Raw genomic sequence first — 26,872 nt, forward strand, 5'->3', positions numbered from 1 at the left:
CCTAGGCGTGGCGTGTCAGCGCGCGGCCAGCGCGGCGCTGTCCAGCGCCGCCCGAGCCACGTCGAGACGCTCGACGACGTTCTGAACGGATACGTGCATGACGTTGAGGACGGGTTGCGGATAGACGCCGAACCAGATCACCAGCACGAGGAGCGGCGCGAAAACGACGATCTCGCGGGGTGACAGATCGAGGAGCCCCTTGAGAGTCTCCTTGGTCAGCGCGCCGAAGATGACCCGGCGGTAGAGGTAGAGCATATAGGCGGCGCCGAGGATCGTGCCCGTCGCGGTGAGCGCGGCGATCCAGGCGTTGACCTGGAACGCGCCGACAAGAACGAGGAACTCGCCGACGAAGCCGCTGGTGCCCGGCAGGCCGACGGACGCGAACATGAACAGCATGAAGACGAAGGCATAGACGGGCATGCGATGGACAAGGCCGCCGTAGGTGGCGATCTCCCGCGAATGCACCCGATCGTAGACGACGCCGACGATGAGGAACAGCGCCGCGGAGACGATCCCGTGGCTCAGCATCTGGAAGATCGCGCCCTCGACGCCCTGGATGGTCATGCTGAAAGCGCCCACGGTCACGAAGCCCATGTGGGCGACCGACGAATAGGCGATCAGCTTCTTCATGTCCTCCTGCGCCAGCGCCACAAGCGAGGTGTAGATCACCGCGATAATGCTGAGCGAGAAGATTAGTGGCGCGAAGATCAGCGAAGCCTCGGGCAGCATCGGCAGCGAGAAGCGCAGAAACCCGTAGCCGCCGAACTTCAGCAGCACGCCGGCGAGCACCACCGATCCAGCCGTCGGTGCCTCGACGTGGGCGTCGGGAAGCCAGGTGTGCACCGGCCACATCGGCAGCTTGACGGCGAAAGCGGCAAGGCACGCCAGCCACAGCCATTGCTGCAGCCCGACGTCGAAGTTGTGCTGGAGCAGCGCCGGGATATCGGTGGTTCCGGCGTCGAGGTACATGGTCAGCAGCGCCAGCAGCATCAGCACCGAGCCGGCCAGCGTATAGAGGAAGAACTTGAAGGCGGAATAAACCCGGCGCGGGCCACCCCACACCCCGATGATCAGAAACATCGGGATCAGCGTGCCTTCGAAGAACAGATAGAAGAGGATCATGTCGAGCGCGCAGAACGTGCCGACCAGCATCGTTTCCATGACCAGAAACGCGATCATGTACTCCTTGACGCGGGTTTTGATGCTCGTCCAGCTGGCGAGGATGCACACCGGGATCAGCAGCGTCGAGAGCAGCACGAACGGCATCGAGATCCCGTCGACGCCCATGTGATAGGCGATGTTGAACGCCGGCATCCACACCGCCCGCTCCTCGAACTGGAAGTCGGCGGTGGCCGGATCGAAGTTGAACCAGATGCCCAGCGATAAAAGGAAGGTCGCCATCGACGTCAGCAGCGCGACGTTGCGGCAGTTACGGGCGACGACGGCATCGTCGCCACGGACGCAGAGGATAAATCCCGCCCCCAGCAAGGGCAGGAAGGTGACCAGCGAGAGGATCGGCAGATTGCCCATGTCGGTGCCTCAACCAGCCACGTGAAACAGAAACCAGCTGACGAGGATCAGCACGCCGATCAGCATGGCAAAGGCATAGTGAAAGATGTAGCCGGTCTGCATCCGACCGACGCCCCGGGCGATACGCACCGTCGCGGCGGCAACGCCGTCCGGCCCGACTCCGTCGATCAGCGCGCCGTCGCCGCTTTTCCACAGTCCCCGACCGAGGACGAACGACGGGCGGACAAACAGCGCATCGTAGAGCTCGTCGAAGTACCACTTGTTCAAAAGGAAGCGGTAGACGCCGCCAAAGCGCGCGGCCAGGGCGCCCGGAAGTCCCGGAGCCATGACATAAAGGAAGAACGCGAGAGCGATACCGGCGAGCCCGACACCCAAAGGCGCGAGCTTGACCCATGACGGCACATGATGCGCACCCTCAACCGCCGGATGCTGGGCAAGAATGACGATCGCATCGCGCCAGAACGCCTCCCAATGCTCGCCGACCATTGGCTCGTAGGCGATGAAGCCGGCGAACACCGCGCCGACGGCGAGCACCATCATCGGGATCAGCATCACCTTCGGCGATTCATGAACCCGTGCCATGACGCTCTCGTCAGCACGCGGGCGACCGTGAAAGGTCAGGATCAGCAGCCGCCAGGAGTAAAAGGCGGTCAGGAACGCGGCGAGAACCCCGATCCAGAAGGCGAACGCGCCAACGCCGGTATCGGAAGCCCATGCTGCCTCAAGGATGAAGTCCTTGGAGAAATATCCGGCGAACGGCCAGATGCCGGCAAGCGCGAGGCTACCGATCCACATCAGCGCGTAGGTCACTGGGATCAGCTTCCATAGCCCGCCCATCTTGCGGATGTCCTGCTCGTCGGACATCGCGTGAATGACCGAGCCCGAGCCGAGAAAGAGCAGTGCCTTGAAGAAGGCATGCGTCATCAGATGGAAGATGCCGGCGGTGTAGGCGGAAACGCCGCAGGCGAAGAACATGTAGCCGAGCTGCGAGCAGGTCGAATAGGCAATGACCCGCTTGATGTCGTTCTGCACGCAGGCAACCGTGGCCGCGAAGATCGCCGTCGCCGCGCCGATTAGGGTAACCACGGTCAGCGCCGTATCCGACAGCTCGAACAATGGCGATAAGCGCGCCACCATGAACACGCCGGCGGTGACCATCGTCGCCGCGTGGATCAACGCCGAGACCGGCGTCGGACCCTCCATCGCGTCCGGCAGCCAAGTGTGCAGCCCGAGCTGTGCCGACTTGCCCATGGCGCCGACGAACAACAGCAGGCAGATCACCGTCATCGCGTGGAATTCGCCGCCGAAGACGTGGAGCGTCGCCTGCGCCTGGTCTGGCGCGGCAGCGAAGATGGTCTCGAGATCGACCGACTGAAAGAGAACGAAGGTGGCGAAGATGCCGAGAGTGAAGCCGAAATCACCGACTCTGTTGACGATAAATGCCTTGATCGCCGCGGCGTTGGCCGACGGCCGGTCGTACCAGAAGCCGATCAGCAGGTACGAGGCAAGACCGACGCCCTCCCAGCCGAAGAACATCTGCACGAGATTGTCGGCGCTCACCAGCATCAGCATGAAGAAGGTGAACAGGTTCAGGTACGCCATGAACCGCGGAATGCTGGTGTCATGGTGCATGTAGCCGATCGAATAGACGTGGACCATCGCCGAGACGACCGTAACCACCAGCATCATCACCGCGGTCAGCGTGTCGACGCGCAGCGCCCACGAAAACTCAAATCTGCCGGAATCGACCCAGGTCAGCAGCGGAGTCGTCGACGCCTGCCCCAGGATCGCCACGTCGCGAAAGACAATGATGGCAAGCACCATCGACGCGAGCAGCGCCCCGCAGGTAATCCGCTGGGCGAGGGCATCGATGCGATGTTTGGCGTGCTTGTCCTCGGGCTTGGCGAAGGCGAGAGCACCCGCGATCAGCGCGCCGAGAAGCGGCAGGAAGACGATGGCGACCGGCATCGCAGTTTTCTCAACCTTTCATCAAGTTGATGTCTTCGACGGCGATGGTGCCGCGGTTGCGGAAGTAGACGACGAGGATGGCGAGCCCGATCGCCGCTTCGGCCGCCGCCACGGTCAGCACGAACATGGCGAACACCTGGCCCACGAGATTGTGAAGCTCGACGGAAAAGGCGACGAGGTTGATATTCACCGCGAGAAGCATCAACTCAACCGACATCAGGATGATGATGATGTTCTTGCGATTGAGGAAGATACCGAAGATGCCGATGGCGAAGAGGATCGCGGCGACGCTGAGGTAATGGGAAAGACCGATCTCCAGCATCATACGCCCTTTCCGCTGGCAACCTTGCGAATTTCGAGGGTGTCTTCCGGACGGCGGTTGACCTGCCGGGCGATGTTTTGCCGGCGCGCCCCCGGCCGTTGCCGATGGGTGAGCACGATGGCGCCGATCATGGCGATGAGCAGAACGATCCCGGCCGCCTGGAAGAGGTAGAGGTAATGGGTATAGATCAGCCGGCCGAGCGCGTCGGTGTTGCTGACGTTGTCGAGCGCTGGTGCGACGGTGGTCGCGACGGCCGAGCTCGCCGCCGGCGACAGCTTCCAGCCGCCGAGGATGACCAGCAGCTCGACGAGCAGAATCATCCCCACCAGGCCGCCGATCGGCAGATAGCGCAAAAAGCCCTGGCGCAACTCGGCGAAGTTGATGTCAAGCATCATGACCACGAACATGAACATCACCGCGACGGCGCCGACGTAGACGACGACGAGGATCATCGCCAGGAACTCGGCGCCAAGCAGCACGAACAGTCCGGCGGCATTGAAGAAGGCGAGGATCAGGAACAGCACGGAGTGCACGGGATTGCGTGCCGAGATCACCATCAGACCCGACAGGATCGCCACGGCGGCGAAAATGTAGAACGCGAGCGCTTGAACGATCATCGGACTTCCGTACGGGATGAAGGTGCCGCCATGAATTCAACAGGTTTGACGCGGCGCATGGTGCGGCCCTTTTCTGTCCGATCGCATGGCATCAGTCAACGGCCAAACGGTCGGCGGTCAAACGATCCGCGGGTGAACCGTCAGCGATAAGGAGCGTCCGCGGCCAGACTGGCAGCAATCTCTGTTTCCCAGCGGTCGCCGTTGGCCAAAAGCTTGTCCTTGTCGTAGAGCAGCTCTTCGCGCGTCTCGGTGGAGAATTCGAAGTTCGGCCCCTCGACGATCGCATCGACCGGACACGCCTCCTGGCAGTAGCCACAATAGATGCACTTGACCATGTCGATATCGTACCGCGTGGTCCGCCGGCTGCCATCCTCGCGGGGTTCCGCCTCGATGGTGATTGCCTGCGCCGGGCAGATCGCCTCGCACAGCTTGCAGGCGATGCAGCGCTCCTCGCCGTTGGGATAGCGGCGCAAGGCATGCTCGCCGCGGAAACGCGGGCTGATCGGCCCTTTTTCGTAAGGATAATTGAGCGTCACCTTCGGCCGGAACATGTACTTGAAGGTGAGCGCCAGCCCCGAGACCAGCTCGGAGAGAAGAACGGTACGGGCCGTGCGATCTATGAAACTCATCGGTGCGGCCTCCTCAGCCGACGCGCGCGGGCAGCCAGTCGAACGCGACCAGAACGCCGGCGACGGCAACGACGGCGAACAGTGAGATCGGCAGGAACACCTTCCAGCCAAGCCGCATCAACTGATCGTAGCGATAACGGGGAAAGGTCGCGCGCACCCACAAAAACACGAACAGGCAGGCGGCGATCTTCAAGAGGAACCAAATCGGGCCGGGAACCCAGGTGAACGGCGCGAATGGCAGCGGCGACAGCCAGCCACCGAGAAACAGCACGCTCATGATCCCCGACATCAAGATCATGTTGGCGTATTCGCCGAGGAAGAACAGGGCGAAGGTCATCGCCGAATACTCGACGTTATAACCCGAGACCAGTTCCGCCTCCGCCTCCGGCAGATCGAACGGATGACGGTTGGTCTCCGCCAGTGCGGAGACGAGGAAAATCACCGCCATCGGCAGCAACGGGAAGACAAACCAGTTGAGCATGCCATAGGGGCCTGCCTGCGCCTCGACGATCGCCGACAGGTTCAGCGAGCCAACGCACAGCAGCACGGTGACGATGACGAATCCGATCGAAACCTCGTAGGACACCATCTGCGCCGCCGAGCGGATGGCGCCGAGGAAGGCATACTTCGAGTTACTCGCCCAGCCGGCCATGATGATGCCGTAGACGCCGAGCGAGGAAATGGCGAACAGGTAGAGGACACCGACGTTGATGTCGGCGACAACCAGCGGCGCGCCGCCATCGTGTGTGCCGAAGGGGATGACCGCCCAGGCGACCAGCGCGAGGATGAAGGTGATCATCGGCGCGATGACGAACACCGCCCGATTGGCCCCCGACGGAATGACTGTTTCCTTGAGGAACAGCTTCAGGCCATCGGCCATCGGCTGCAGCAGCCCGAACGGGCCGACGACGTTCGGTCCGCGGCGCAGGTGCATCGAGGCGATCACCTTGCGTTCGGCGAACGTCAGATAGGCGACGCCGAGCAGCAGCGGCAGAACGATCACCAGGATCTGCAGGACGATCCAGATCGCCGGCCAGAGGTATCCCCACCAGAGCTCAACCATGGGTCCCCGTCTTCATCTTGCTGTCGGCGCCAAAGGCTTCGACGCATCGCGCCATCGTCGCCGAGGCCCGGCAGATTGCGTTGGTCAGGTAGAAGGTATCGATTGTCGGCAGCAGCGGGGCATCGTCGATACCGCCAGAGCCACCGAACGGCCCCCACTCCGCGGCGACAACCTGGTCGATCGCGGCGAACGCCGGCCCCGCCGCCGCAAGAAGTTGCCGGACATCGGCGAGCGAATTGGCCGGCAGGGTCTTGCCGAGGCTGGCCGACAGCGCGCGGACGATCGCCCAGTCCTCCTTGGCTTCGCCCGGAGGAAGGCAGGCAAACCAGGCGCGCTGCGCCCGCCCTTCGGTATTGACGTAGGTGGCGTCTTTCTCGGTATAGGCGGCGCCCGGCAGGATGACGTCCGCCCGGTGCGCGCCGGCATCGCCATGATGCCCCTGATAGATGACGAAGGCTTTACCGAGCCGGGCGGTATCGATCTCGTCGGCACCGAGAAGGTAGACGACCTCGAGTTCCCCCGCCTCCGCTCCGGCGAGAATGCCGGCGACGTCGCGCCCGCCTGCGCCTGGCACGAAGCCGAGATCGAGACCGCCAACGCGCGCCGCCGCGGAATGCAGGACGTTAAAGCCGTTCCAGCCGCGGGGGCCGCCGATCATGCCGGTTGCCTCGGCGATGCGCCGGGCCACGCCGAGCAGCGCCTCGCCGTCCGGCCGCGTCAGCGCACCCATGCCGAGGATCAGCATCGGCCGTTGCGCTTCGCGCAATACGTTGGCGAATGGATGCTCACCGGTCGCGAGGCTCTCCAAGACCCACGGATGATCGCCGAGATGCTCAAAGTCGTAAGTCAGATCCGCCTTCGGTCCGACGACGGCAACGGGGAATTCGCCGGCGCGCCACCGCTTGCGCAGCCGGGCATTCAGCACCGCCGCCTCCGTGCGCGGATTGGTGCCGATCAGAAGGCAGGCATCGGCCGCATCAATTCCGCCGATCGTCGTATTGAACAGATAGCCGGCGCGCGTTCCGCCCGAAAGCTTCGCGCCGTCCTGGCGGCAATCAATGTGGGGCGACCCCAGCGCACCCATCAGCGATTTGAGCAGCAGCATCGATTCGGCGCAGGCGAGATCCCCGGCAATGGCGGCGATGCGCTCCCCGGCGACGCCCTTGAGCCGGTGGGCAATGGCATCGAACGCCTCGGACCAGCTCGCCGGGCGCAGCTTGCCGTTCTCGCGCAGATAAGGCCGGTCGAGCCGCTGGCGTCGCAAGCCGTCGCAGGCAAAGCGGGTCTTATCCGAGATCCATTCCTCGTTGACGCTCTCGTTCAGCCGCGGCAACACCCGCAGCACTTCGGCGCCGCGCGCATCGATGCGGATATTGCAGCCGACCGCATCCATGACGTCGACCGATTCCGTCTTCGTCAGCTCCCAAGGACGGGCGACGAAGGCGTAAGGCTTGGACGTGAGCGCGCCGACCGGGCACAGATCGATGATGTTGCCCGAGAGTTCCGAGGACAATGCCTTCTCGACGTAGGTGCCGACCTCCATCGTCTCGCCACGCCCGGTTGCGCCAAGCTCGGGAACCCCCGCCACTTCGGTGGCGAAGCGGATGCACCGGGTGCAATGGATGCACCGGGTCATGATCGTCTTGATCAGGGGACCGAAGTTCTTGTCCTGAACCGCGCGCTTGTTCTCGGCGAAGCGGCCGCGATCGAAGCCATAGTAGAGCGCCTGATCCTGCAGATCGCACTCGCCGCCCTGATCACAGATAGGGCAGTCGAGCGGATGATTGATCAGCAGGAATTCCATCACGCCTTTGCGTGCCGCCAGCACCTTCGGCGTATTGGTCTGCACCACCATGCCATCGGCCGCCGGCATCGCGCATGAGGCGATCGGCTTGGGCGAACCCTGCATGCCGACGAGGCACATCCGGCAATTGCCCGCGATGGCAAGGCGCTCGTGGTAGCAAAAGCGCGGGACTTCGATCCCCGCCAGCTCGCACGCCTGCAACAGCGTTAGTCCAGCTGGGACCTCGATCTCATTCCCGTCGATCGTCAGTTTCGGCATGGCAGCGGACCCTTACGCGGCTTGCTGGCTGCGGGACTCTTCGTATTCGCGAATCCGTCGTTCCATCTCCGGGCGGAAATTGCGGATCAGCCCTTGAATCGGCCAGGCGGCGGCATCGCCAAGCGCGCAGATCGTATGGCCCTCGATCTGCCGACACACCTGCTCGAGCACATCGATCTCCTCGATCCGCGCCCGCCCTTCAACCATCCGATCCATCACCCGCCACAGCCACCCGGCGCCTTCGCGGCAGGGCGTGCACTGCCCACAGCTCTCGTGCTTGTAAAAGCGTGAGAAGCGGGCGATGGCGCGAATGATGTCGGTCGACTTGTCCATGACGATGATCGCCGCGGTGCCGAGACCGGATTTCGCCTGCTGCAGGCCATCAAAATCCATGCGCACCGTCTCGCAGACGGCACGCGGCATCGCCGGAACCGACGAGCCGCCGGGGATGATCGCCAGAAGATTATTCCAGCCGCCGCGCACACCGCCCGCGTGCCGTTCGATCAGCTCCTTGAGTGGAACGCCCATCTCGTCTTCGACGGTGCAGGGGTTGTTGACGTGGCCGGAGATGTTGAACAGCTTGGTGCCGGTGTTCTTCGGCCGCCCAAAGCCGGCGAACCAGTCGGCACCGCGGCGCAGGATGGTCGGCACCACGGCGATGGTCTCGACGTTGTTGACCGTCGTCGGACAGCCGAACACGCCGACATTGGCCGGGAACGGCGGCTTCAGGCGCGGCTGGCCCTTCTTGCCCTCGATGCTTTCGATCAGGGCCGTTTCCTCGCCGCAGATGTAGGCGCCGGCGCCGCGATGAATATAAATGTCCATCGCCCAGCCCGAGCCACAGGCATCGGGGCCGAGCAGACCCGCCTCGTAAGCCTCGTCGATCGCCCGCTGCAGGGCCTCGGCCTCGCGGTAGAACTCGCCGCGGATGTAGATATAGGCGGCATGTGCGCCCATCGCCGTGCAGGCGAGCACGCAGCCTTCCACTAGCTTGTGGGGTTCGCTGCGCATAATCTCCCGGTCCTTGCACGTTCCGGGTTCGCCCTCGTCGGCATTGACGACAAGATAGTGTGGGCGATCGCTCACCTCCTTCGGCATGAACGACCATTTCATGCCGGTCACGAAGCCAGCGCCGCCGCGACCGCGCAGACCGGATTTGCGTACCTCGTCGATGAGCGCATCGCGGCCTCGATGCATCAGCTCGCGGGTACCGTCCCAGTCGCCGCGCATCCGCGCTCCCGCAAGGCCGGGAACGCCGAGACCGTAGAGGTTGGTGAATATTCTGTCCTGGTCGCGCAGCATCGTTACGCGTCTCCGCCTGATATCGGGTGCTGAACCGGCGTGTCCGTCAGGCTCGTCAGGCCGCCAGCCGGCTCGCAGCCATGCCGCCCGCTCTGCGGCCCCGCCTTCGGGGTCTCGCCGCGCGCCAGCGCGTCCAAGATCACCTCCATGCTCTCCGCCGTCAGGTCCTCGTAATAGTCGTCGCCGATCTGCACCATCGGTGCGTTAACGCAGGCGCCGAGGCATTCGGCCTCGCTGAGCGAGAACAGGCCGTCGGCGGTCGTCTCGCCGAAACCAATGCCGAGTCGCTTCTTGCACGTGGCGGCGATCTCGTCCGAGCCGCGCAGCCAGCACGGAACGTTGGTGCACACCTCCACATGGTGGCGACCGATTGGCCGAAGATTGAACATCGTGTAGAAGGTCGCCACCTCGTAGACGCGGATCGGCGGCATCGACAGATACGCCGCGATATAATCGAGCGCCTGCAGGGTCAGCCAGCCGCCGTTCTGCCGCTGGGCAAGATGCAAAAGCGGCATGACCGCGCTTGCCTGCCTTCCGGCGGGATACTTGGCGATGATCTTCGTCGCCGCCTCGATGTTCTTGGGCGTGAAGGCGAAGGGTGGCCCAGAGGGCGCGATCGCGGCTGGCGCGCTCATCGGTCGATCTCCCCGAAAACGATGTCAAGCGAGCCCAGGACGGCGACGACGTCGGCCAGCATATGCCCGCGGCACAAAAGATCCATGGCCTGCAGATGGGCGAATCCGGGCGGGCGGATCTTGCACCGGTACGGCCGGTTGGTGCCGTCGGAGACCAGATAGACGGCGAACTCGCCCTTCGGCGCCTCGACGACGGTATATGTCTCGCCCGCGGGCACGTGATAGCCCTCGGTATAGAGCTTGAAGTGGTGAATCAGCGCTTCCATCGAGTGCTTCATCTCGCCACGTGGCGGCGACGAAATCTTGCGGTCATCGACCTTCACCGGTCCCGCCGGCATCTCGTGCAGACACTGGCGGATGATCTTCAGGCTCTCGCGCAACTCGACCATCCGTACCAGGTAGCGGTCGTAGCAGTCGCCGTGCTTGCCGATCGGCACGTCGAAGTCGACACGATCGTAGGCGTCGTACGGCTGGGCCTTGCGCAGATCCCACGGCACGCCGGCGGCGCGCAGGTTCGGGCCAGAAAAACCCCAGTTCAACGCCTGGTCGGCGTCGATGGCGCCGATATCGACCGCGCGTTGCTTGAAGATCCGGTTCTCGGTCAGCAGCGCTTCGAGATCGTCGATGCACTTCGGGAACGTCTCGGTCCACGCCCAGATATCGTCGGCGAGTCCGGCGGGCAGATCGAGGCTGACACCGCCCGGGCGGAAATAGTTCATGTGCAGGCGGGCACCGCAGACGCGCTCGCAGAACTCCATGATCCGCTCGCGCTCCTCGAATCCCCATAGCATCGGCGTCATCGCGCCGATGTCCATGGCGAACGCGCAGACGGTGAAGATGTGATTGAGCACGCGCCCGAGCTCGGCGTAGATGACGCGGATGTACTGACCGCGCGGCGGCGCCTGAATGCCGAGCAGCTTTTCCACCGCGAGGGCGAAGGCGTGCTCCTGATTCTGCGGCGCGACATAGTCGAGACGATCGAAGTAAGGAACCGCCTGCAGGTAGCTCTTATATTCGATGAGCTTTTCCGTCCCGCGGTGCAGCAGCCCGACGTGCGGGTCCGCCCGCTCGATGGTCTCGCCGTCCATCTCGAGGACGAGGCGCAAAACCCCGTGGGCCGAGGGATGCTGCGGCCCGAAGTTCAGCGTCATATTCTTGATTTGTGTTTCGGCCATCAGTGTTTCTCGTCCCGCTTCGCCTTCTCGTCACCCGGCAAGAGCGCTTGCATGCCCTCCCACGGACTGAGGAAGTCGAAGTTGCGAAAATCCTGCACGAGTTTTACCGGCTCGTAGACGATACGCTTCTGCTCGTCGTCCCAGCGCACCTCGACATAGCCGGTGAGCGGGAAATCCTTGCGCAGCGGATGGCCCTCGAAGCCGTAATCCGAAAGGATGCGCCGCAGGTCCGGGTGGTCCTGGAAGAGGACGCCGAACAGATCCCACGTCTCCCGCTCCCACCAGCCGGCGGAGGCGAACACGCCGGTGACTGTCGGTACCGGAGAGTCCGCATCGGTGCGCACCTTGATGCGGATACGCCGATTATGGCTGACGCTGAGCAGATTGTAGACGACATCGAAGCGCTCGACGCGGGCGGGAAAATCGGCGCCGCACACGTCCATGAGCTGCTTGAACTGGCAATTGACGTCGTCGCGCAGAAAGGTCAGGACGCGGACGATCGCAGCACGGCGGACAAGAATCGACAGTTCGTCCCGGTCGATGTCGACGGAGACGATGGCTTCGTGCAGCGCCGCCTGCACGTATTCGCCGAGGTCGCGAAGCGCTAAGTCCATGTCGTTCCCACGATAGTCAGGTCGGCGCTAGCGCCACAATGTCCCGGTACGCCGGATCTTCTTTTGCAGCAGCAAGATGCCATGCACCAGGGCCTCGGCGGTTGGCGGGCACCCGGGGACGTACACGTCCACCGGCACCACCCGGTCGCAGCCTCGAACCACCGAATACGAGTAGTGATAGTAGCCGCCGCCGTTGGCACACGATCCCATCGAGATGACGTAGCGTGGCTCGGCCATCTGGTCGTAAACGCGACGGAACGCTGGCGCCATCTTGTTGGTCAGCGTGCCGGCGACAATGATCACGTCCGACTGGCGCGGGCTCGGCCGTGGTACGACGCCAAAGCGATCAAGATCGTAGCGGCTGACGTAGGCATGCATCATCTCGATGGCGCAACAGGCGAGACCAAAGGTCATCGGCCACAGCGACCCGGCGCGCGCCCAATTGACGACATCATCGAGCTTGGCGAGAAGAAATCCCTTCTCCTGGACCGCGTCGGTCACGCCGCTCCACAGCGCGTCGACGTCCTTCGGCGCCGCGGACACGCCGGATTTTGCGGAAGTCTCGATCATTCCCACTCCAGAGCCCCTTTCCGCCACTCATATATAAAGCCGACGGTGAGGATGGCCAGAAAAACCATCATCGACCAGAAGCCGAACGCACCAATATCGGCGAGTGATACCGCCCACGGAAAGAGAAACGCAACTTCCAGATCGAAAATAATGAACAAGATCGCGACAAGATAAAAACGGACGTCGAATTTGCCGCGTGAGTCCTCAAACGGATCGAAGCCGCACTCGTATGGAGCATTTTTTTCGCTGTCCGGGCGTTCGCCGCCGACGAGGTATGAGGCGCCCAGCGCCCCGACGGCGACCGCGACAGCGATTCCGAGGAAAATCAAGATGGGCAGGTATTCGACGAGCAGCGGTCTCACGTGATCCCTCGTTGCTGGAGCCCGACCCGGGAGGAACGCCGGCGACGGCTGCGCGGAGACATGCGGGCAAAGTGGCGGGAGTGACGGGACTCGAACCCGCGGCCTCCGGCGTGACAGGCCGGCGCTCTAACCGACTGAGCTACACCCCCCGCGCTTTGCCGCCCGGCTGGGAAACGAGGATTTAGCCCCCGTCCTCGACCCTGTCAAGGATAGCAGGCTGCCGCACCCGGCCATTAGCGCCGGCCTTGGTTTGCAGACCGCCGTGCCGGCGGCACATCGCGCGCCGCCATGCAGCACCGCTTCGGTTCGCGACAACCGAGTCGTGGAAAAACCGATAATTACATAATACTAGATGGCAAGAGCTTTCAATAAACATAAACATTAAAAATTGTTAATATTTAACTTATTACACAATAGAATTTTTACACTAAAAAATTTGCATTTTTATTGTCAAAATACAGTAATAAAATTATCATTAGCCAATATCATGAATTCGGTTCAATTATTTTTTCAAATAGTTTATACTTGGGGTAGTTTCATGATCTCTCGCAACGCTTCAAGCATTGTCGCAGTATTGCTGTTAATTGGTGGTACGGCAAACGCCAGTGGTATTGGTCCGGTGAACGTTCCCGTACCGACCGCAAACCCGCGCGACGGCGTTCAATTCAACCGGATATCGCCCGATCTCGCCAAGACGCTGGTCGCCAAGGGCGCCGATCCGCTGGAAAACCCGTCGGGCCTGATTACCCGCTTCGGCTTTCTCAATAATGGCGCGGTCACCGCGGATCAGATCGCCAAGGGCGCTGCGGCGGCAACGCCGACCGAACCCGACAAGAATACCTACCTCGAACTCGCGCGCAACCCGGGCGGACCGGTCTCTGGCTACGACTACGGGCGCCACTTCCTCTTCCAGGGGCACGAGAACGACGGCGATATCGCCTACGTCACCCGCATCAACCTCGATGTCGATGATCCATCGCATCGAATCACCCTGGTCACCCCCGTTGGCCCGGATGGCCTGACCCATTTCAACGCCATCGACGGATCGACCTGGGATCCGTTCACCAAGACGCTGCTGTTCACCCAGGAAGACGGCGGCGCCGTATTGCAGATCCCGGCGACTTGGCCGCCGCGTCTCGCAGCCCTCGACGGCATTCTCGGCACCACAGGATTCGAAGGGATCCAGGTCGATCCGGCGGGAAATCTCTATCTGGCGGAAGACATTGGCGGGAGCAAGATTCATGTCGATCCTGGCGATCCAAACAGCGCCAAGGCTGCGCGCCAGCCCAACGCGTTCATGTATCGCTTTCTGCCTTACGATAAGACGAACCTGTTGAAAGGCGGCAAGCTGCAGGCGTTGCAGGTAAGCGTCGACGGCTCGCCGATTACCTTCCACGCCGACGATCCCGAGGCCGACGTCTTCTCGCAGGCGCAGTTGCTGTTGCACACACCCTACACGTCGTGGCCGATCGCCTGGGTTTTGGTGCATGATACCGGTGTGCTCGATTCGGCGGCGGCGCAGCCAGCGGGTTTCGATGCCAACCAGATGGCCAAGGACGCCGGCGCTACGCCATTCAAACGGCCGGAAAACTTCCAGTTCCAGCCCGGAACCAACTTCCGCAAGCTCTACTTCGACGAAACCGGCGATACCGACGTCAATTCCGGCAACGTGCTCGCGCTTGCCCAACGCGGCGCGTGGGGATCGATCTTCGAACTCAATGTCGCCCGCAACAAGATCTCGCTGTTCGTTCTCGGCGATGCTGAGCACAACTCCTTCGATAACCTCGCCTTCGCCGATCCGACAACCCTGCTCGCCGAGGAGGATCGCGGCGATTCCCTCCACGAACAACTCAACACGCTCGATTCGATGTGGGGCTATTCGGTTACTGGCGAGCCGACAGTGCGCTGGCTGGCCCTCGGCCGCGATCCGGTATCAGTCCTGCTTGGCGACAATGAGCCGACCGGCATTCACGTCTCGAACGGCAAGCCCGGCATCGGCAATATGTTCGGTCGCGCCAGCGGGCTGGACGGCGCACGCGCCTTCTTCACCCAGCAGCACGGCATGAACGAAGTTTGGGAGATTTTCTACCGATAAGCTGCGCTAAAGCGGCGCGGAACGAAGAGCGCCATGAGTCTGGCGCTCTCCATTGGCTTTTGTTGCGCCACGTGCGGAATCCGGCGTGGCGCAACAAGCATCGAAACCGTTACGGTGTTGTGCTCGCGTCGATCGCCTGTCTCAGCACCGCGACGGGAAATGCCGCCAGAATCGTTCTCATCTCAAGCAACGTACCACCCTCCTCGCTGGTGATCGGCGTCATCGTTCGATCGGTCAGCACATCGGTCCACGGCAGCGCCCCCGCTTCGGGCAGGACGAGAGCGGTGCCTGCCCAAACGTCCGGGCCCAGCGGCAAGGCGTCGTTGCCGGCACCGAGCAGCCGGTGCCCCAGGCGCGGAACGACGACGAGGATGCGCTCGCTCGGCACCTCACGTACGAAGGCACAGACGTGTTCGGCGTGCTCGCCGGTAACGTCGAGCGGATCGTAGGTCGAATCGGTAAACACCTCGGGCCGCTCGCGGCGCAGAGTAAGCAGGCGCCAGGTGACGAACAGCTTGACCATGCCGTCCGGCCACGAGGCGAGAAGACGGGCAGCGGTCCCGTCCTCCCCCTGCGCGCGGGCGTCTTCCAAGGCACAAAGACGCCGCTGACGTTCGGCGAAGTCTATCGGCCGCCGGTTGTCCGGATCGACCAAGCTGAAATCCCAAAACTCGCAGCCCTGATAGACATCCGGGACGCCGGGTGCGGTCAGTTTGAGTACGGTCTGCGCCAGGCTGTTGACCATGCCGATGAGAGCGACGCGTCGATGGAAGTCACCAAAATCGGCGAGGAACGGATTTGGTCGGGTGATGTCGAGACAACGGCGGACGAGGGACAACAGGGCGTCTTCGTATTCGTTGTTGGGGTTGATCCAGCTCGAATGGGTTTTCGCCTCGCGGACCGCCTTGGTCATGTAAGTGCACAGGCGCTCCTTCAAGTCCTCGATAATGGTTGGATCGATCCCTTCCGCGTCATGAAATTCCGCAGGCCACACACCCACCAGTGCCTGGTAGAAAAGATATTCGTCATTGGCCGTGGGCGCCGGCTCGTCGTTGACAACCGCTTTGCGGCGCCGGTTGATCATCGCCCAGCGGCGCACCCGGCGGCCCCATTCGGCCGGCATCTCCGAAAGGACGTCAATGCGAACCCGCGCATCCTCCCCGCGCTTGGTATCGTGGGTCGCGGTCGACAGCATGGCATGCGGCCACCTTCGGGCAGAGTCCTGCGTCATCTTGTGGAACGCCGAGACCGTCATGCCGAAGCGGGTCGGCTCGCCGCCCACCTCGTTCAGCGAAATCAGCCGATTGAAACGATAAAAGGCGGTATCTTCTACCCCTTTGGCCGCGACCGGGCCGGTATACTGCTGGAACTTCATCGCCAGCCGCCGCACCTCGCGCCGATTATAGGGGCTCGGCCCGCTGGAAAGATCAGTGGTCAAAGCCGCGTCGATAAAGTCGAACACCGTCTTGTCCGCCCTGAGACTGGACCTGCGCGCATGGGCGATCGCCCAATCGATGTCGCGGCGGTCGGACGCCGCGGCGCCATTCGCATCGACATAGGTCCGATAGACCGGAAAGCTGGCGACGACCTGACGCAATGCCTGGCGCAGGCCGACCAAGGTGTAGTCACGGGTGAGCCAGCTACTCTCGGTCAGCCGATCGTATTCGTTGGCGAGAACGCGCAACTCGCTCGCCAATTCGAACTCCATGACCTGCAGCTTGCCGTTGTAGGCGGTCGACTCGAACGACACACGCTTGCCGAGAAAGCGTTCGTAAATCCGCTGCAGCAGCCGTTCGCCGCGTGGTTCGACAAACAAGCCATTCACTCGGTTGAGAAATTCGTAGCCGGTGGTACCGGCGATCGGCCATTCCTCACGCAGCCATTCGTGGCCCGCGAGGATCTTTTCGACGACGACGTAGAAAAGGCCCGTCGCGCTGTCATCGCTGCCGCCGCCTTCGCCGGACAATGCTGCCCGCGCGGCCTGCTGCAGACGATCGAGGTATTGCTTGGGATCGAAAAGTCCGTCGATATGATCGATGCGCAGGCCGTGAATCCGCCCTTGGCCGATGAGCGACAGCACTAGCCGATGGGCGTCTTCGAACACCGCCGGCAGCTCGACGCGGATGCCGGCCAGCTCGTTGATCTGAAAGAACCGCCGGTAATTGATTTCCTCCGCCGCCACGCGCCAGTAAGCGAGACGATAGTTTTGCGCTTCGAGCAATTCGTGCACCGCAACGAGGCTTTCCGGATCGCCGGCCTTGCCGTTCAGTCGGGCAAGGGCGATCGACATGATTTCGGCCACCGATGGGGTCCGGTTGACGAGATCGACGAGGCGCGCCTTTAGCCGGTCGGCCTCCGCGCGCCGCATCGACGCCGAACCCATCGCCGGGGTCCAGTTGCCGACGTCGCGAAAGCCAACGAGCAGGTCTTCGAGCTCAATGATCGTCGCGCTGTCATCGCCGCCCACGCGCACGTATTCGGTCATGACCCCGCGCAGGATGCGCGGATAGGTACCGGGTGTAACCGGAAAGCGATGGTCGTAGTACCATACGCTGAAGCTGCCGGTGCCCGCATCGAAGCCCAGCTTGAGTTCGCCCGCCTCCAGCACACGGCCATAATGGTCGCCCAGAACCGGCAGGAGCACCTTGTCGCTCAGCTCGACCTTGACCGCGCTCCAGTCGATGTCGAAGTACTGGGCGTAGGGCGATTCCTCCCCCCACTCGAGGACGTCGAGCCACCAGACATTGTCATCGTGGCTGATCCCCATGTGATTGGGCACGAAATCGAGGATCTGCCCCATGCCCTCGGCGCCGAGCGCATCACTGAACGAGACGAACGCCGACTCATCGCCAATCTCGGGATTGAAGGCGTTGTGATCGGTGATGTCGTAGCCGTGGGTGCTGCCGGCGCGCGCCTTCAGGTACGGCGAGGCATAGACATGACTGATGCCGAGGCGGGCAAGGTAGGAAACGACCGCCTCGGCATCGGCAAAGCCGAAGTCGCGGTTGAACTGCAGGCGGTACGTCGCACGGGGAACGCTGGGAACCTGGGTCACGATCGCACCTCCCGCTTCGTCGCGGCACCGATCACGGCAAGATGCCAGCGGACGCACCACGGCGGCAGGCTGTTGCGCGCCTCGGCATCAAGATCGGCGTGAGTCGTAAAGAGCAGCCGCCCTGACTCGGCCTGGCTATCTGGTGTGAGTGCCGCCACGTCGCCGAGGTTGGCGGTAACGACGAGGCCGCTGCCATCCGCCAGTCGCCACCTGACGGCAAAGCTTCGCTCTCGCATCCATAGCGCCCGCCCCGCATGATCACCGGTTCCGGCGAGGCGCGGCACGACCTCGCGGGCGCGCAAGGCGAGCAGGGCGCGCGTCATCGCCAGGACCTCGGAATGCGGGGTGCCGAGCCGCTCCTGCCAGTCGAGCTTGCTCGCCTCGAACGTCGATCGCGCGGTCGGATCGGGAATGCGCGCCAACGCCGCATCATCGGCGAACTCCGGAAAGGCGGCGAATTCCCGCCGGCGCCCATCGCGGACGGCGGCGCTCAGGTCATCACCGAAATCGCAGAAGAACTGAAACGGTCGTCGCGAGGCCCATTCCTCGCCCATGAACAGCAACGGCGGCGCCGGTGCCAGTAACAGCAGCGCGAGGCCGGCACGAACTGCGGCGGACGGCGCGATCGTGGCCATGCGCTCGCCCATGGCCCGATTGCCGATCTGATCGTGGTTCTGGGTAAACGCGACGAAGGCCGTCGGCGGCAAATGCGCGCTGACCTCTCCGCGAGTCTCGCCCCGGCGATAGGTCGACGGATCGTTCTGATAGGCAAAACCCTCCGTCAGGCAGCGGACCAGCCGGCCCACCGGATCGTCGGCATAATCGAGATAGTATCCCTGGTCTTCGCCGGTCATCAGCACGTGCAGCGCGTGGTGAACGTCGTCGTTCCACTGGGCGACGTAGTGCAGCGGCTCCCCGCGCGCATCGCGCGCGAGGTAGCGGGCTTCGTTCGCATCGTTTTCCAGCACCAGGTGGACGTGGCGGCCGGCGGGAATCCGCTCGCGCACGGCGGCGGCAATATCGGTGAGAATATCGGGATCAGAGCTGTCGTCGATCGCGTGCACGGCGTCGAGCCGCAGACCGTCGAAGGCGAACTCCTCCAGCCAGTAGAGTGCGTTATCAATGAAAAAGCGGCGCACGATCGTCGAGCCGTCGGCGTCGAAGTTGATGGCCGCTCCCCAAGGGGTGTGCTTCGCTTCGTTGAAGAAACGCTTGCCATAAACGTGCAGGTAGTTCCCCTCGGGACCGAAATGATTGTAGACGACGTCGAGGATCACCATCAGGCCATGGCCATGCGCCGCATCGACGAATGCCTTGAGGTCCTCCGGCCTGCCGTAGGTCGCGTCCGGCGCGAACAGCGAAACGCCGTCATAACCCCAGTCGTAGGCGCCGGGGAAATCGGCGACCGGCATGAGTTCGATCGCGGTGACACCGAGCGCGGCGAGATAGGGGAGTTGATCGATCGCCGCGCGGAAGGTCCCCTCAGGGGTGAATGCACCGACGTGCAACTCGTAGATTACCGCGTCTTCCCAGGGCCGGCCCCGCCAGTCGGTACAGCGCCAGACATAAGCGGTAGGATCGATGACCTCGCTCGGACCGTGCACGTCCAGCGGTTGATGGCGCGACGCCGGATCGGGCACGAGAAGATCGTTATCGACGCGAAAGCGATAGCGCGCCCCCTCGCCAATGCCGGCGACGTGCGCCTCGCGCCAGCCATCGGCGAGCGCTGGCATCGGCTGCTCATCCGTCTGTTCCGGTCCCTCAAGGCACAGGGTAATCGTGTTCGCGTTCGGCGCCCACAGGCGGAACCTGACCCCCTCGCCATCAGGTTCCGCACCGAACGGCATGCGATGGATTGCGCTCGCCCCCGTCATGTATTTCCTCCGTTCTCGACTTCGTGCTTGCGGATGAAGACGGCAAGGGAGCGCGGCTGTACCGCGAACAGGTCACCATCGCCGTAGGTTTCACCATCAACGATCTCGTCGCGATCGGTTTCAATCAACAATTGCCAGACGTGGCCAGCCGACATCGTTGGGATCGTCCACTCGACTACCTCATGGTCGGCGTTGAGGATGACGAAGAAGCTGTCATCCGGCTGCGGCTCGCCGCGCGGTGTCAAGTGATACTCCCCCGCCTCGCCGCGAACGACGAAACTGATCCTGTGCAATCCTCCATCACCCCAGTCGTCCTGATCCAGATCCTTTCCGTCCGGGCGATACCAGGCGATATCGGTGATTTCGGTACCCTTGATCGAGCGTGAGAAAAAAAATCGCTGGCGGTGCAGGACGATGTGCTGCCGGCGGAGCTGAATGACCGACTTGACGAATTCGCGGAACGCTTCCTCCTCCGCGTCGATCGCCTGCCAGTCGATCCAGCTGATCTCGCTGTCCTGGCAGTAGGCATTGTTGTTGCCGCCCTGGCTGCGGCCAAATTCATCGCCGGCAACGATCATTGGCAGACCTTGCGAGAGGAGCAAGGTCGCGATCAGATTGCGTCGCTGCTTGCGACGCAGGTGGCGGATATCGAGGTCATCCGTCGGCCCTTCCGTTCCGCAGTTCCACGAATTGTTGCTGTCAGTGCCGTCACGGTTGGACTCCTGATTAGCGTCGTTGTGCTTGCCGTTATAGGCGACGGTATCCGCCAGGGTGAAGCCGTCGTGGGCGGTGACGAAGTTGACCGATGACCACGGACGGCGGCCGTGGGTGTTGAAGATGTCGCTCGATCCCGTCAATCGCGTGGCGAGTTCGGCGACCTGGCCGTCGTCACCCTTCCAGAACTTGCGCACGGTATCGCGGTAGCGATCGTTCCATTCGGCCCAGCCGGCGGGAAAGCCGCCGAGCTGGTAGCCTCCGAGACCGACGTCCCATGGCTCGGCGATGAGCTTGACCCGTGAGAGCACCGGGTCCTGTCGCATCGCATCGAGGAAGCCGCAGTGGTGATCGAACCCTTCCTGCTCGCGGGCCAGCGTCGAGGCGAGATCAAAGCGGAACCCGTCGACATGCATGTCCTCGACCCAGTAGCGCAGTGAATCCATCACCAGTTGCAGGACGCGCGGATGGCGAAGGTCGAAGGCATTGCCGCAGCCGGTAAAATCCATGTAGTAGCGCTCATTGCCGGGAACGCAGTGGTAGTAGGACGCGTTATCGATCCCGCGGAATGAGAAGGTCGGACCTAGCTCGCTGCCCTCGGCGGTATGATTGTAGACGACGTCGAGAATGACCTCGATGCCGCCCGAGTGCAGCACCTGCACCAGGGTCTTGAATTCTCCAAGATGTCCGGTCGACAGGTACGTCGGATGGGGGGCGAAAAAAGCCAGCGTATTGTAGCCCCAATAGTTGCACAGCTTGCGCTCGATCAGGTGGCGGTCGTGCAGAAAGGCCTGGACCGGCAACAGCTCGACAGCGGTGATCCCGAGGCTGCGCAGATAATCGACCGACGCCGGCGCCGACAGGCCGGCGAAGGTTCCGCGCATCGTCTCGTCGATCGCCGGATGGCGCATGGTAAAGCCGCGGACATGCATCTCATAGATGATGCTGTCGTGCCACTCGGCGCGCGGAGCACGATCCTCGCCCCAGGTGAACGCGGAATCGACGACGCGGCATTTCGGCATGTAGGGGGCGCTGTCACGCTCATCGAAGCTGAGATCTCCCTCGGGCGCACCGATGCGATAGCCGAAATTGGCGTCGTGCCAGAGGACGTCGCCGGACAGAGAGCGGGCGTAAGGGTCGATCAACAGCTTGTTGGCATTGAAGCGATGCCCCCGTTCCGGCTCGTAAGGGCCATGAACGCGATACCCATAGAGCTGCGCCGGCCGAACGTCCGGCAGGTATCCGTGCCAGACCTCGTCGGTGTATTCGGGCAGGACGACGCGCGCCGTTTCCCGCTCGCCGGCCTCGTCAAACAGACAAAGCTCAACCTTTTCCGCATGCTCGGTAAACAGAGCGAAATTCACCCCCATGCCGTCCCATGTGGCACCCAGCGGGTAGGGATTTCCAGGCCATACACGAAGGCTCTCAGAGGTCATTGGGTGCAACTCCCTTGGGGCACGGTCCAACACCGCTCGCCAGACGACGCGTTGACAGGCTGGGATGGAAGACCGGGATGGCTGGCGTGATTGAAAACGAACTCGGCGGTGACGGCGATGATCACCGCAGGAAATCAACGTTCGGGCAACGCGAAAGGTTCCCCTATCAGATCAGCGCAGGCGCTCACCTGCCGACCCGCCGGCATTTTATGTGATCTTGTGTGTGTTCGTCTCGTTCGAGCGCCTGCGCAGAAAATGGTCGGCGCACCGGCGCGGATCGGAGCAGTCTATCATCTCACGACTGGGCCCGGTCCGACAAAATGCCGGCAGCGAACGACAGTGGTGGGCGGTGACGGGCTCGAACCGCCGACATCCACGGTGTAAACGTGGCGCTCTACCAACTGAGCTAACCGCCCGGAGGCACTGATACCTGCCGTTTTTGGTGAGGGCGTGAACCTCGACTGCCCGTCTGATCTTAGCGCAAGCAGGAACGCCGCGTACAGGTGCGCGCGGCGGCAACGCCGCTACGCGCGATTAGTTGAGCGCGTCCTTCAGCCCCTTGCCGGCGCGGAATTTCGGCTGCTTTGAGGCCGAGATGCTGATTGTATCGCCGGTGCGCGGATTGCGCCCTTGCGAGGCGGCGCGCTCGGAGACACTGAACGTTCCGAACCCGACCAGACGGACCTCGTCGCCGATCTTCAGTGCGCCCGTAATCGCGTCGAACACGCTGTCGATCGCCTTCGCCGCTTCCTGCTTGGCGAGGCCGGTCTCAGTCGCAACCGTGTTGATCAAGTCATTCTTATTCAATGAACTCCCCCGATTGAGGATTGGCCGGGCCGCTTGCCCGCCGGAAGCACCCAAATGCTCCGTAGAAAAACTGTAAATGCTGTTCAATCCGTCCGTCAATCGCGGAAACAGCGCGATAGCACAACCGTTTGCACGGATCGGCCGGAAACGGTGAGGACCATGTGCGGCGGCGAGCACGCAAAAACCCGCGCGGCCGCCGCAAGCAGGTCAGTGGGTCAGCACGCCGCCGATATCATCCTCCTCCGCCGCAACTGACGGTGCCTGGAGATCGGAATCCTCATCCCATTCAATGGGCGTCAAATCGCCGACGAGCGCGTTGGCCAGTACCTCGTCGACGGTCGCGACCGGGATGATGTTCAACCTTTGCTTGATGTTATCAGCGATCTCCGAGAGCTCCCGTTCGTTGTCACGCGGAATCAACACGGTTTTCAGCCCACCGCGATGCGCGGCAAGCAGCTTCTCCTTCAAGCCGCCGATCGGCAGAACACGGCCACGCAGCGTTACCTCGCCGGTCATCGCCACGTCCTTTCTCACCGCGATGCCGGTGAGCACGGAGACGATGGAGGTCACCATCGCCACTCCCGCCGACGGTCCGTCCTTGGGCGTTGCGCCTTCGGGGACGTGGACATGAATGTCCCGTCGGCTGAACGAGAGCGGTGAAATACCGAATCGAATGGCGCGCGACTGCACGAACGACTTCGCCGCCTGGATTGATTCGCGCATCACGTCACCGAGCTTGCCGGTGTAGGTCACCCGCCCCTTGCCGGGCACCACCACGGCCTCGATCGACAACAGCTCGCCACCGACCTCTGTCCAGGCAAGGCCGGTGGTGACACCGACCATGTCTTCCTCTTCGATCTCGCCGTAGCGGAATTTCTTGACGCCGGCATAGGTCTCAAGGTTGGTGGAGGTCACGTGGACGCTCGACTGCTCGCCCATCATGATGTCTTTGATCGCCTTGCGCGTGAGTGTTGCGATCTCGCGCTCAAGATTGCGGACGCCGGCCTCGCGAGTGTAGTAGCGAATCAGATCGCGCAGCGCTTCATCGGCGATCGACCACTCCTCCGCCTTCAGGCCGTGCGCCTCGATCTGTTTCGGCATCAGATGCCGCTTGGCGATCTCGATCTTCTCATCTTCGGTATACCCCGAGATACGGATGATCTCCATGCGATCAAGCAACGGCGGCGGCATGTTCATCGTGTTCGCCGTGGTGACGAACAGCACGTCCGACAGGTCGTAATCGATCTCGAGGTAGTGATCGTTGAAGGCGCTGTTCTGCTCGGGATCAAGGACCTCAAGCAGTGCCGAGGCCGGATCGCCGCGCCAGTCGTGCCCCATTTTGTCGACTTCGTCGAGCAGGAACAGCGGGTTCGATGCCTTGGCCTTCTTCATCCCCTGGATGATCTTGCCCGGCATCGAGCCGATATAGGTCCGCCGGTGACCGCGAATCTCCGCCTCGTCGCGCACGCCACCCAGCGACATGCGCACGAAATTTCGCCCCGTCGCCCGCGCGATCGACTTGCCGAGCGAGGTCTTGCCGACACCGGGCGGGCCGACGAGGCAAAGAATCGGGCCGCGAAGGCGGTTGGTCCGCTGCTGGACGGCCAGATATTCGAGAATTCGCTCCTTGACCTTGCTCAGCCCATAATGATCCGTATCGAGGATTTCCTGAGCGTGCTTGATGTCCTTTTTGATCCGTGTGCGCTTTTTCCACGGAATGGTCAGCATCCAGTCGAGATAATTGCGCACGACGGTGGCTTCGGCCGACATCGGGCTCATCGAACGCAGCTTCTTCAGCTCGCCCAGCGCCTTTTCCCGCGCTTCCTTGCTGAGCGGCGTTTTCTTGATCCGCTCCTCGAGTTCGCCCGCTTCGTCGCGCCCGTCCTCGCTTTCGCCGAGTTCCTTCTGGATCGCCTTGAGCTGCTCGTTCAGATAGTACTCGCGCTGCGTTTTCTCCATCTGCCGCTTGACGCGGTTACGGATGCGCTTTTCCACCTGCAGGACACCGATCTCGGCTTCCATGAACGAATAGATCCGCTCAAGGCGTTCGGCGACCGTATCGATCTCCAGCAGTTCCTGCTTGTCGGCGATCTTCAGTGCCAGGTGCGAGGCAACCGTATCGGCGAGCTTGCTCGGCTCCTCGATCTGGTTGATCGAAACGAGCACCTCGGGTGGGATCTTCTTGTTCAGCTTGATGTACTGTTCGAACTGCCCGACCACGGAGCGCGACAACGCTTCCAGTTCCTGCTGTTCGCCACCGCCGTCGGGAATGACCACCGCTTCCGCTTCGAAGAACTCGTCCCGGTCGGTAAAGGCGCGGATGCTCGCGCGATGCCCGCCCTCGACGAGAACCTTGACCGTGCCGTCCGGCAGTTTCAGCAACTGCAGAACCGTCGAGATCGTGCCGACGGAAAAAATGTCCTGAGGCGTGGGATCGTCCTGCGCCGCATTCTTCTGCGCCACCAGCAGGATCTGCCGGTCGTCCTTCATCACGTCTTCCAAAGCGCGAACCGACTTTTCGCGGCCGACAAACAGCGGCACGATCATGTGCGGAAAGACGACGATGTCGCGAAGCGGCAGGACCGGGAAAATATTCGTCTGGCTGGTCACGAGGCTGGCATCCTTGTTCCTTCCGGCTGCGGATCGCGAGCGAAAACCAACGACGCGATTCGCCGGAACTCGCGGCGATCATGCCGAGAGGTGGGGCGGCAACCCGCCCCGGTCAAGTTCACGGCGAACGGACCGGGGCGTGCCGGTTTCAGGCGCTGCTACCGACGTCGCCGCGACGATCGGCGTAGATGAACAGCGGGTTGGCCTGCTCCTCGGCGACTTCGCGATTGATCACCACCTCCTCAACCCCTTCGAGGCCGGGAAGGTCGAACATCGTCTCGAGCAGGATGCTCTCCATGATCGAACGCAGGCCACGGGCGCCGGTCTTGCGCTGCATCGCCCGCTTGGCCACGCCCTTAAGCGCGCCTTCGGTGAATTCGAGGCGCACTCCCTCCATTTCAAACAGCCGCTGATACTGCTTGACCAGTGCGTTTTTCGGTTTGGTCAGGATGTCGACCAGTGCCTCCTCGTCGAGGTCGCCCAGGGTCGCGATCACCGGCAAGCGGCCGATGAACTCGGGAATCAGGCCGAACTTCAGGAGATCTTCCGGCTCGACTTCCTTGAGGATCTCGCCGGTCTGGCGCTCGTCCGGGGCGCGCACATCGGCGCCAAAGCCGACCGTCGTGCCCTTGGTGCGGGCGGAAATGATCTTATCCAGTCCGGAGAAGGCACCGCCGCAGATGAACAAGATGTTCGTCGTATCGACCTGAAGGAACTCCTGCTGCGGATGCTTGCGCCCGCCTTGCGGCGGCACGCTGGCGATGGTGCCCTCCATGATCTTCAGCAGCGCCTGCTGCACGCCTTCGCCGGAGACGTCGCGGGTGATCGACGGATTGTCGGACTTGCGCGAAATCTTGTCGACCTCGTCGATGTAGACGATCCCGCGCTGTGCCCGCTCGACGTTGTAGTCGGCCGCCTGCAACAGCTTGAGGATGATGTTCTCGACATCCTCGCCGACATAGCCGGCTTCGGTGAGCGTCGTCGCGTCCGCCATGGTGAACGGCACGTCGAGGATGCGCGCCAGCGTCTGCGCCAGCAGCGTCTTGCCGCAGCCGGTCGGGCCGATCAACAGAATGTTCGACTTCGCCAGCTCGACATCATTGTTCTTGGCTGTGTGATTGATCCGTTTGTAATGGTTGTGCACGGCAACCGACAGGACCTTCTTCGCCCGGCTCTGGCCAATGACGTAGTCGTCGAGAACAGTGCAGATCTCAAGCGGCGTGGGGACACCCTCGCCTGACTTGATCAGTCCCGTCTTATGCTCCTCGCGGATGATGTCCATGCACAGCTCGACGCATTCATCACAGATGAACACCGTCGGGCCGGCGATCAGTTTGCGGACCTCATGCTGGCTCTTGCCGCAGAAGGAGCAGTAGAGGGTGTTCTTCGAGTCACCACCCGCAGATTTGCTCATGGCCTCTTCCGTAACCGC

General features: G+C 62.6%; 21 protein-coding genes and 2 tRNA genes. 2 read left to right on the forward strand and 21 right to left on the reverse strand.

The features are described 5' to 3' along the window. Positions 1–15: 15 nt before the first annotated feature. The 14 genes from IPK66_11245 to IPK66_11310 form a co-directional block, all read right to left on the reverse strand. Positions 16–1,530 carry an NADH-quinone oxidoreductase subunit M gene (locus IPK66_11245; protein ID MBK8175808.1) on the reverse strand — a complete coding sequence of 505 codons (1,515 nt, stop codon included), beginning with the start codon at positions 1,528–1,530 and terminating at the stop codon, positions 16–18. A 9-nt stretch (positions 1,531–1,539) separates the two neighbouring features. Next, entirely contained in the window at positions 1,540–3,498 is a 1,959-nt protein-coding gene (gene nuoL / locus IPK66_11250) for an NADH-quinone oxidoreductase subunit L (protein MBK8175809.1), read from the reverse strand. A 10-nt stretch (positions 3,499–3,508) separates the two neighbouring features. Then, the gene (nuoK, locus tag IPK66_11255) at positions 3,509–3,820 is read right to left on the reverse strand and encodes an NADH-quinone oxidoreductase subunit NuoK (GenBank protein ID MBK8175810.1); all 312 of its coding nucleotides are present in this window, start codon (positions 3,818–3,820) and stop codon (positions 3,509–3,511) included. Beyond that, a complete protein-coding gene (locus IPK66_11260; protein MBK8175811.1) occupies positions 3,820–4,437 on the reverse strand; it encodes an NADH-quinone oxidoreductase subunit J in 618 nt (205 codons plus the stop codon). Before IPK66_11260 ends, nuoK begins: the two co-directional genes overlap by 1 nt. Positions 4,438–4,577: 140 nt before the next feature. Further along, positions 4,578–5,066, reverse strand: a complete 489-nt coding sequence (nuoI, locus tag IPK66_11265) for an NADH-quinone oxidoreductase subunit NuoI (GenBank protein MBK8175812.1) — start codon at positions 5,064–5,066, stop codon at positions 4,578–4,580. 13 nt (positions 5,067–5,079) lie between these two features. Then, positions 5,080–6,129, reverse strand: coding sequence for an NADH-quinone oxidoreductase subunit NuoH (nuoH, locus tag IPK66_11270; GenBank protein MBK8175813.1), 1,050 nt, complete (start codon positions 6,127–6,129; stop codon positions 5,080–5,082). Further along, positions 6,122–8,191 (reverse strand): NADH-quinone oxidoreductase subunit G, encoded by a 2,070-nt coding sequence (locus IPK66_11275; GenBank protein ID MBK8175814.1) that lies wholly within the window; start codon positions 8,189–8,191, stop codon positions 6,122–6,124. Before IPK66_11275 ends, nuoH begins: the two co-directional genes overlap by 8 nt. 12 nt (positions 8,192–8,203) lie before the next feature. Continuing rightward, on the reverse strand, positions 8,204–9,493 hold the full coding sequence (gene nuoF, locus IPK66_11280; protein ID MBK8175815.1) for an NADH-quinone oxidoreductase subunit NuoF: 1,290 nt from the start codon (positions 9,491–9,493) through the stop codon (positions 8,204–8,206). A gap of 2 nt (positions 9,494–9,495) precedes the next feature. Further along, on the reverse strand, positions 9,496–10,128 hold the full coding sequence (gene nuoE / locus IPK66_11285) for an NADH-quinone oxidoreductase subunit NuoE (GenBank protein ID MBK8175816.1): 633 nt from the start codon (positions 10,126–10,128) through the stop codon (positions 9,496–9,498). Next, the gene (locus IPK66_11290; GenBank protein ID MBK8175817.1) at positions 10,125–11,303 is read right to left on the reverse strand and encodes an NADH-quinone oxidoreductase subunit D; all 1,179 of its coding nucleotides are present in this window, start codon (positions 11,301–11,303) and stop codon (positions 10,125–10,127) included. Before IPK66_11290 ends, nuoE begins: the two co-directional genes overlap by 4 nt. Continuing rightward, positions 11,303–11,917 carry an NADH-quinone oxidoreductase subunit C gene (locus IPK66_11295; GenBank protein ID MBK8175818.1) on the reverse strand — a complete coding sequence of 205 codons (615 nt, stop codon included), beginning with the start codon at positions 11,915–11,917 and terminating at the stop codon, positions 11,303–11,305. The genes IPK66_11290 and IPK66_11295 overlap by 1 nt, the downstream gene beginning before the upstream one ends. 27 nt (positions 11,918–11,944) lie before the next feature. After that, positions 11,945–12,487 carry an NADH-quinone oxidoreductase subunit B gene (locus tag IPK66_11300; protein ID MBK8175819.1) on the reverse strand — a complete coding sequence of 181 codons (543 nt, stop codon included), beginning with the start codon at positions 12,485–12,487 and terminating at the stop codon, positions 11,945–11,947. Then, positions 12,484–12,849 (reverse strand): NADH-quinone oxidoreductase subunit A, encoded by a 366-nt coding sequence (locus tag IPK66_11305; GenBank protein MBK8175820.1) that lies wholly within the window; start codon positions 12,847–12,849, stop codon positions 12,484–12,486. The genes IPK66_11300 and IPK66_11305 overlap by 4 nt, the downstream gene beginning before the upstream one ends. Positions 12,850–12,921: 72 nt before the next feature. Next, positions 12,922–12,998: transfer RNA gene (locus IPK66_11310), tRNA-Asp, on the reverse strand. Positions 12,999–13,387: 389 nt separating this feature from the next. On the opposite strand from IPK66_11310, the gene IPK66_11315 reads away from it, so the two are divergent. Further along, positions 13,388–14,944: a DUF839 domain-containing protein gene (locus tag IPK66_11315; GenBank protein MBK8175821.1), complete on the forward strand. Its 1,557-nt coding sequence runs from the start codon at positions 13,388–13,390 to the stop codon at positions 14,942–14,944. Positions 14,945–15,053: 109 nt separating this feature from the next. Here the strand turns inward: IPK66_11315 and treY are convergent, their stop codons facing one another. The 3 genes from treY to glgX are packed head-to-tail and all read right to left on the reverse strand — an operon-like array spanning position 15,054 to position 22,023. Then, entirely contained in the window at positions 15,054–18,002 is a 2,949-nt protein-coding gene (treY, locus tag IPK66_11320; GenBank protein ID MBK8175822.1) for a malto-oligosyltrehalose synthase, read from the reverse strand. Beyond that, a complete protein-coding gene (gene treZ / locus IPK66_11325) occupies positions 17,996–19,873 on the reverse strand; it encodes a malto-oligosyltrehalose trehalohydrolase (protein ID MBK8175823.1) in 1,878 nt (625 codons plus the stop codon). The genes treY and treZ overlap by 7 nt, the downstream gene beginning before the upstream one ends. Continuing rightward, entirely contained in the window at positions 19,870–22,023 is a 2,154-nt protein-coding gene (gene glgX, locus IPK66_11330) for a glycogen debranching protein GlgX (protein ID MBK8175824.1), read from the reverse strand. Before glgX ends, treZ begins: the two co-directional genes overlap by 4 nt. Before the next feature lie 77 nt (positions 22,024–22,100). Here glgX and IPK66_11335 point away from each other — a divergent pair, with 77 nt between their 5' ends. Then, on the forward strand, positions 22,101–22,238 hold the full coding sequence (locus tag IPK66_11335) for a hypothetical protein (GenBank protein ID MBK8175825.1): 138 nt from the start codon (positions 22,101–22,103) through the stop codon (positions 22,236–22,238). 125 nt (positions 22,239–22,363) lie between these two features. Here IPK66_11335 and IPK66_11340 read toward each other — a convergent pair. From IPK66_11340 to clpX, 4 genes are all read right to left on the reverse strand, one after another. Continuing rightward, positions 22,364–22,439, reverse strand: a tRNA-Val gene (locus IPK66_11340). Positions 22,440–22,557: 118 nt separating this feature from the next. Continuing rightward, positions 22,558–22,830, reverse strand: coding sequence for an HU family DNA-binding protein (locus IPK66_11345; GenBank protein MBK8175826.1), 273 nt, complete (start codon positions 22,828–22,830; stop codon positions 22,558–22,560). Positions 22,831–23,037: 207 nt separating this feature from the next. After that, positions 23,038–25,440, reverse strand: a complete 2,403-nt coding sequence (gene lon, locus IPK66_11350) for an endopeptidase La (protein MBK8175827.1) — start codon at positions 25,438–25,440, stop codon at positions 23,038–23,040. Positions 25,441–25,588: 148 nt separating this feature from the next. Then, on the reverse strand, positions 25,589–26,854 hold the full coding sequence (gene clpX, locus IPK66_11355) for an ATP-dependent Clp protease ATP-binding subunit ClpX (GenBank protein MBK8175828.1): 1,266 nt from the start codon (positions 26,852–26,854) through the stop codon (positions 25,589–25,591). Between the last annotated feature and the right edge of the window lie 18 nt (positions 26,855–26,872).

The sequence above is a fragment of the Rhodospirillales bacterium genome (assembly GCA_016712595.1).
Lineage (GTDB): Bacteria > Pseudomonadota > Alphaproteobacteria > Rhodospirillales > Defluviicoccaceae > Defluviicoccus.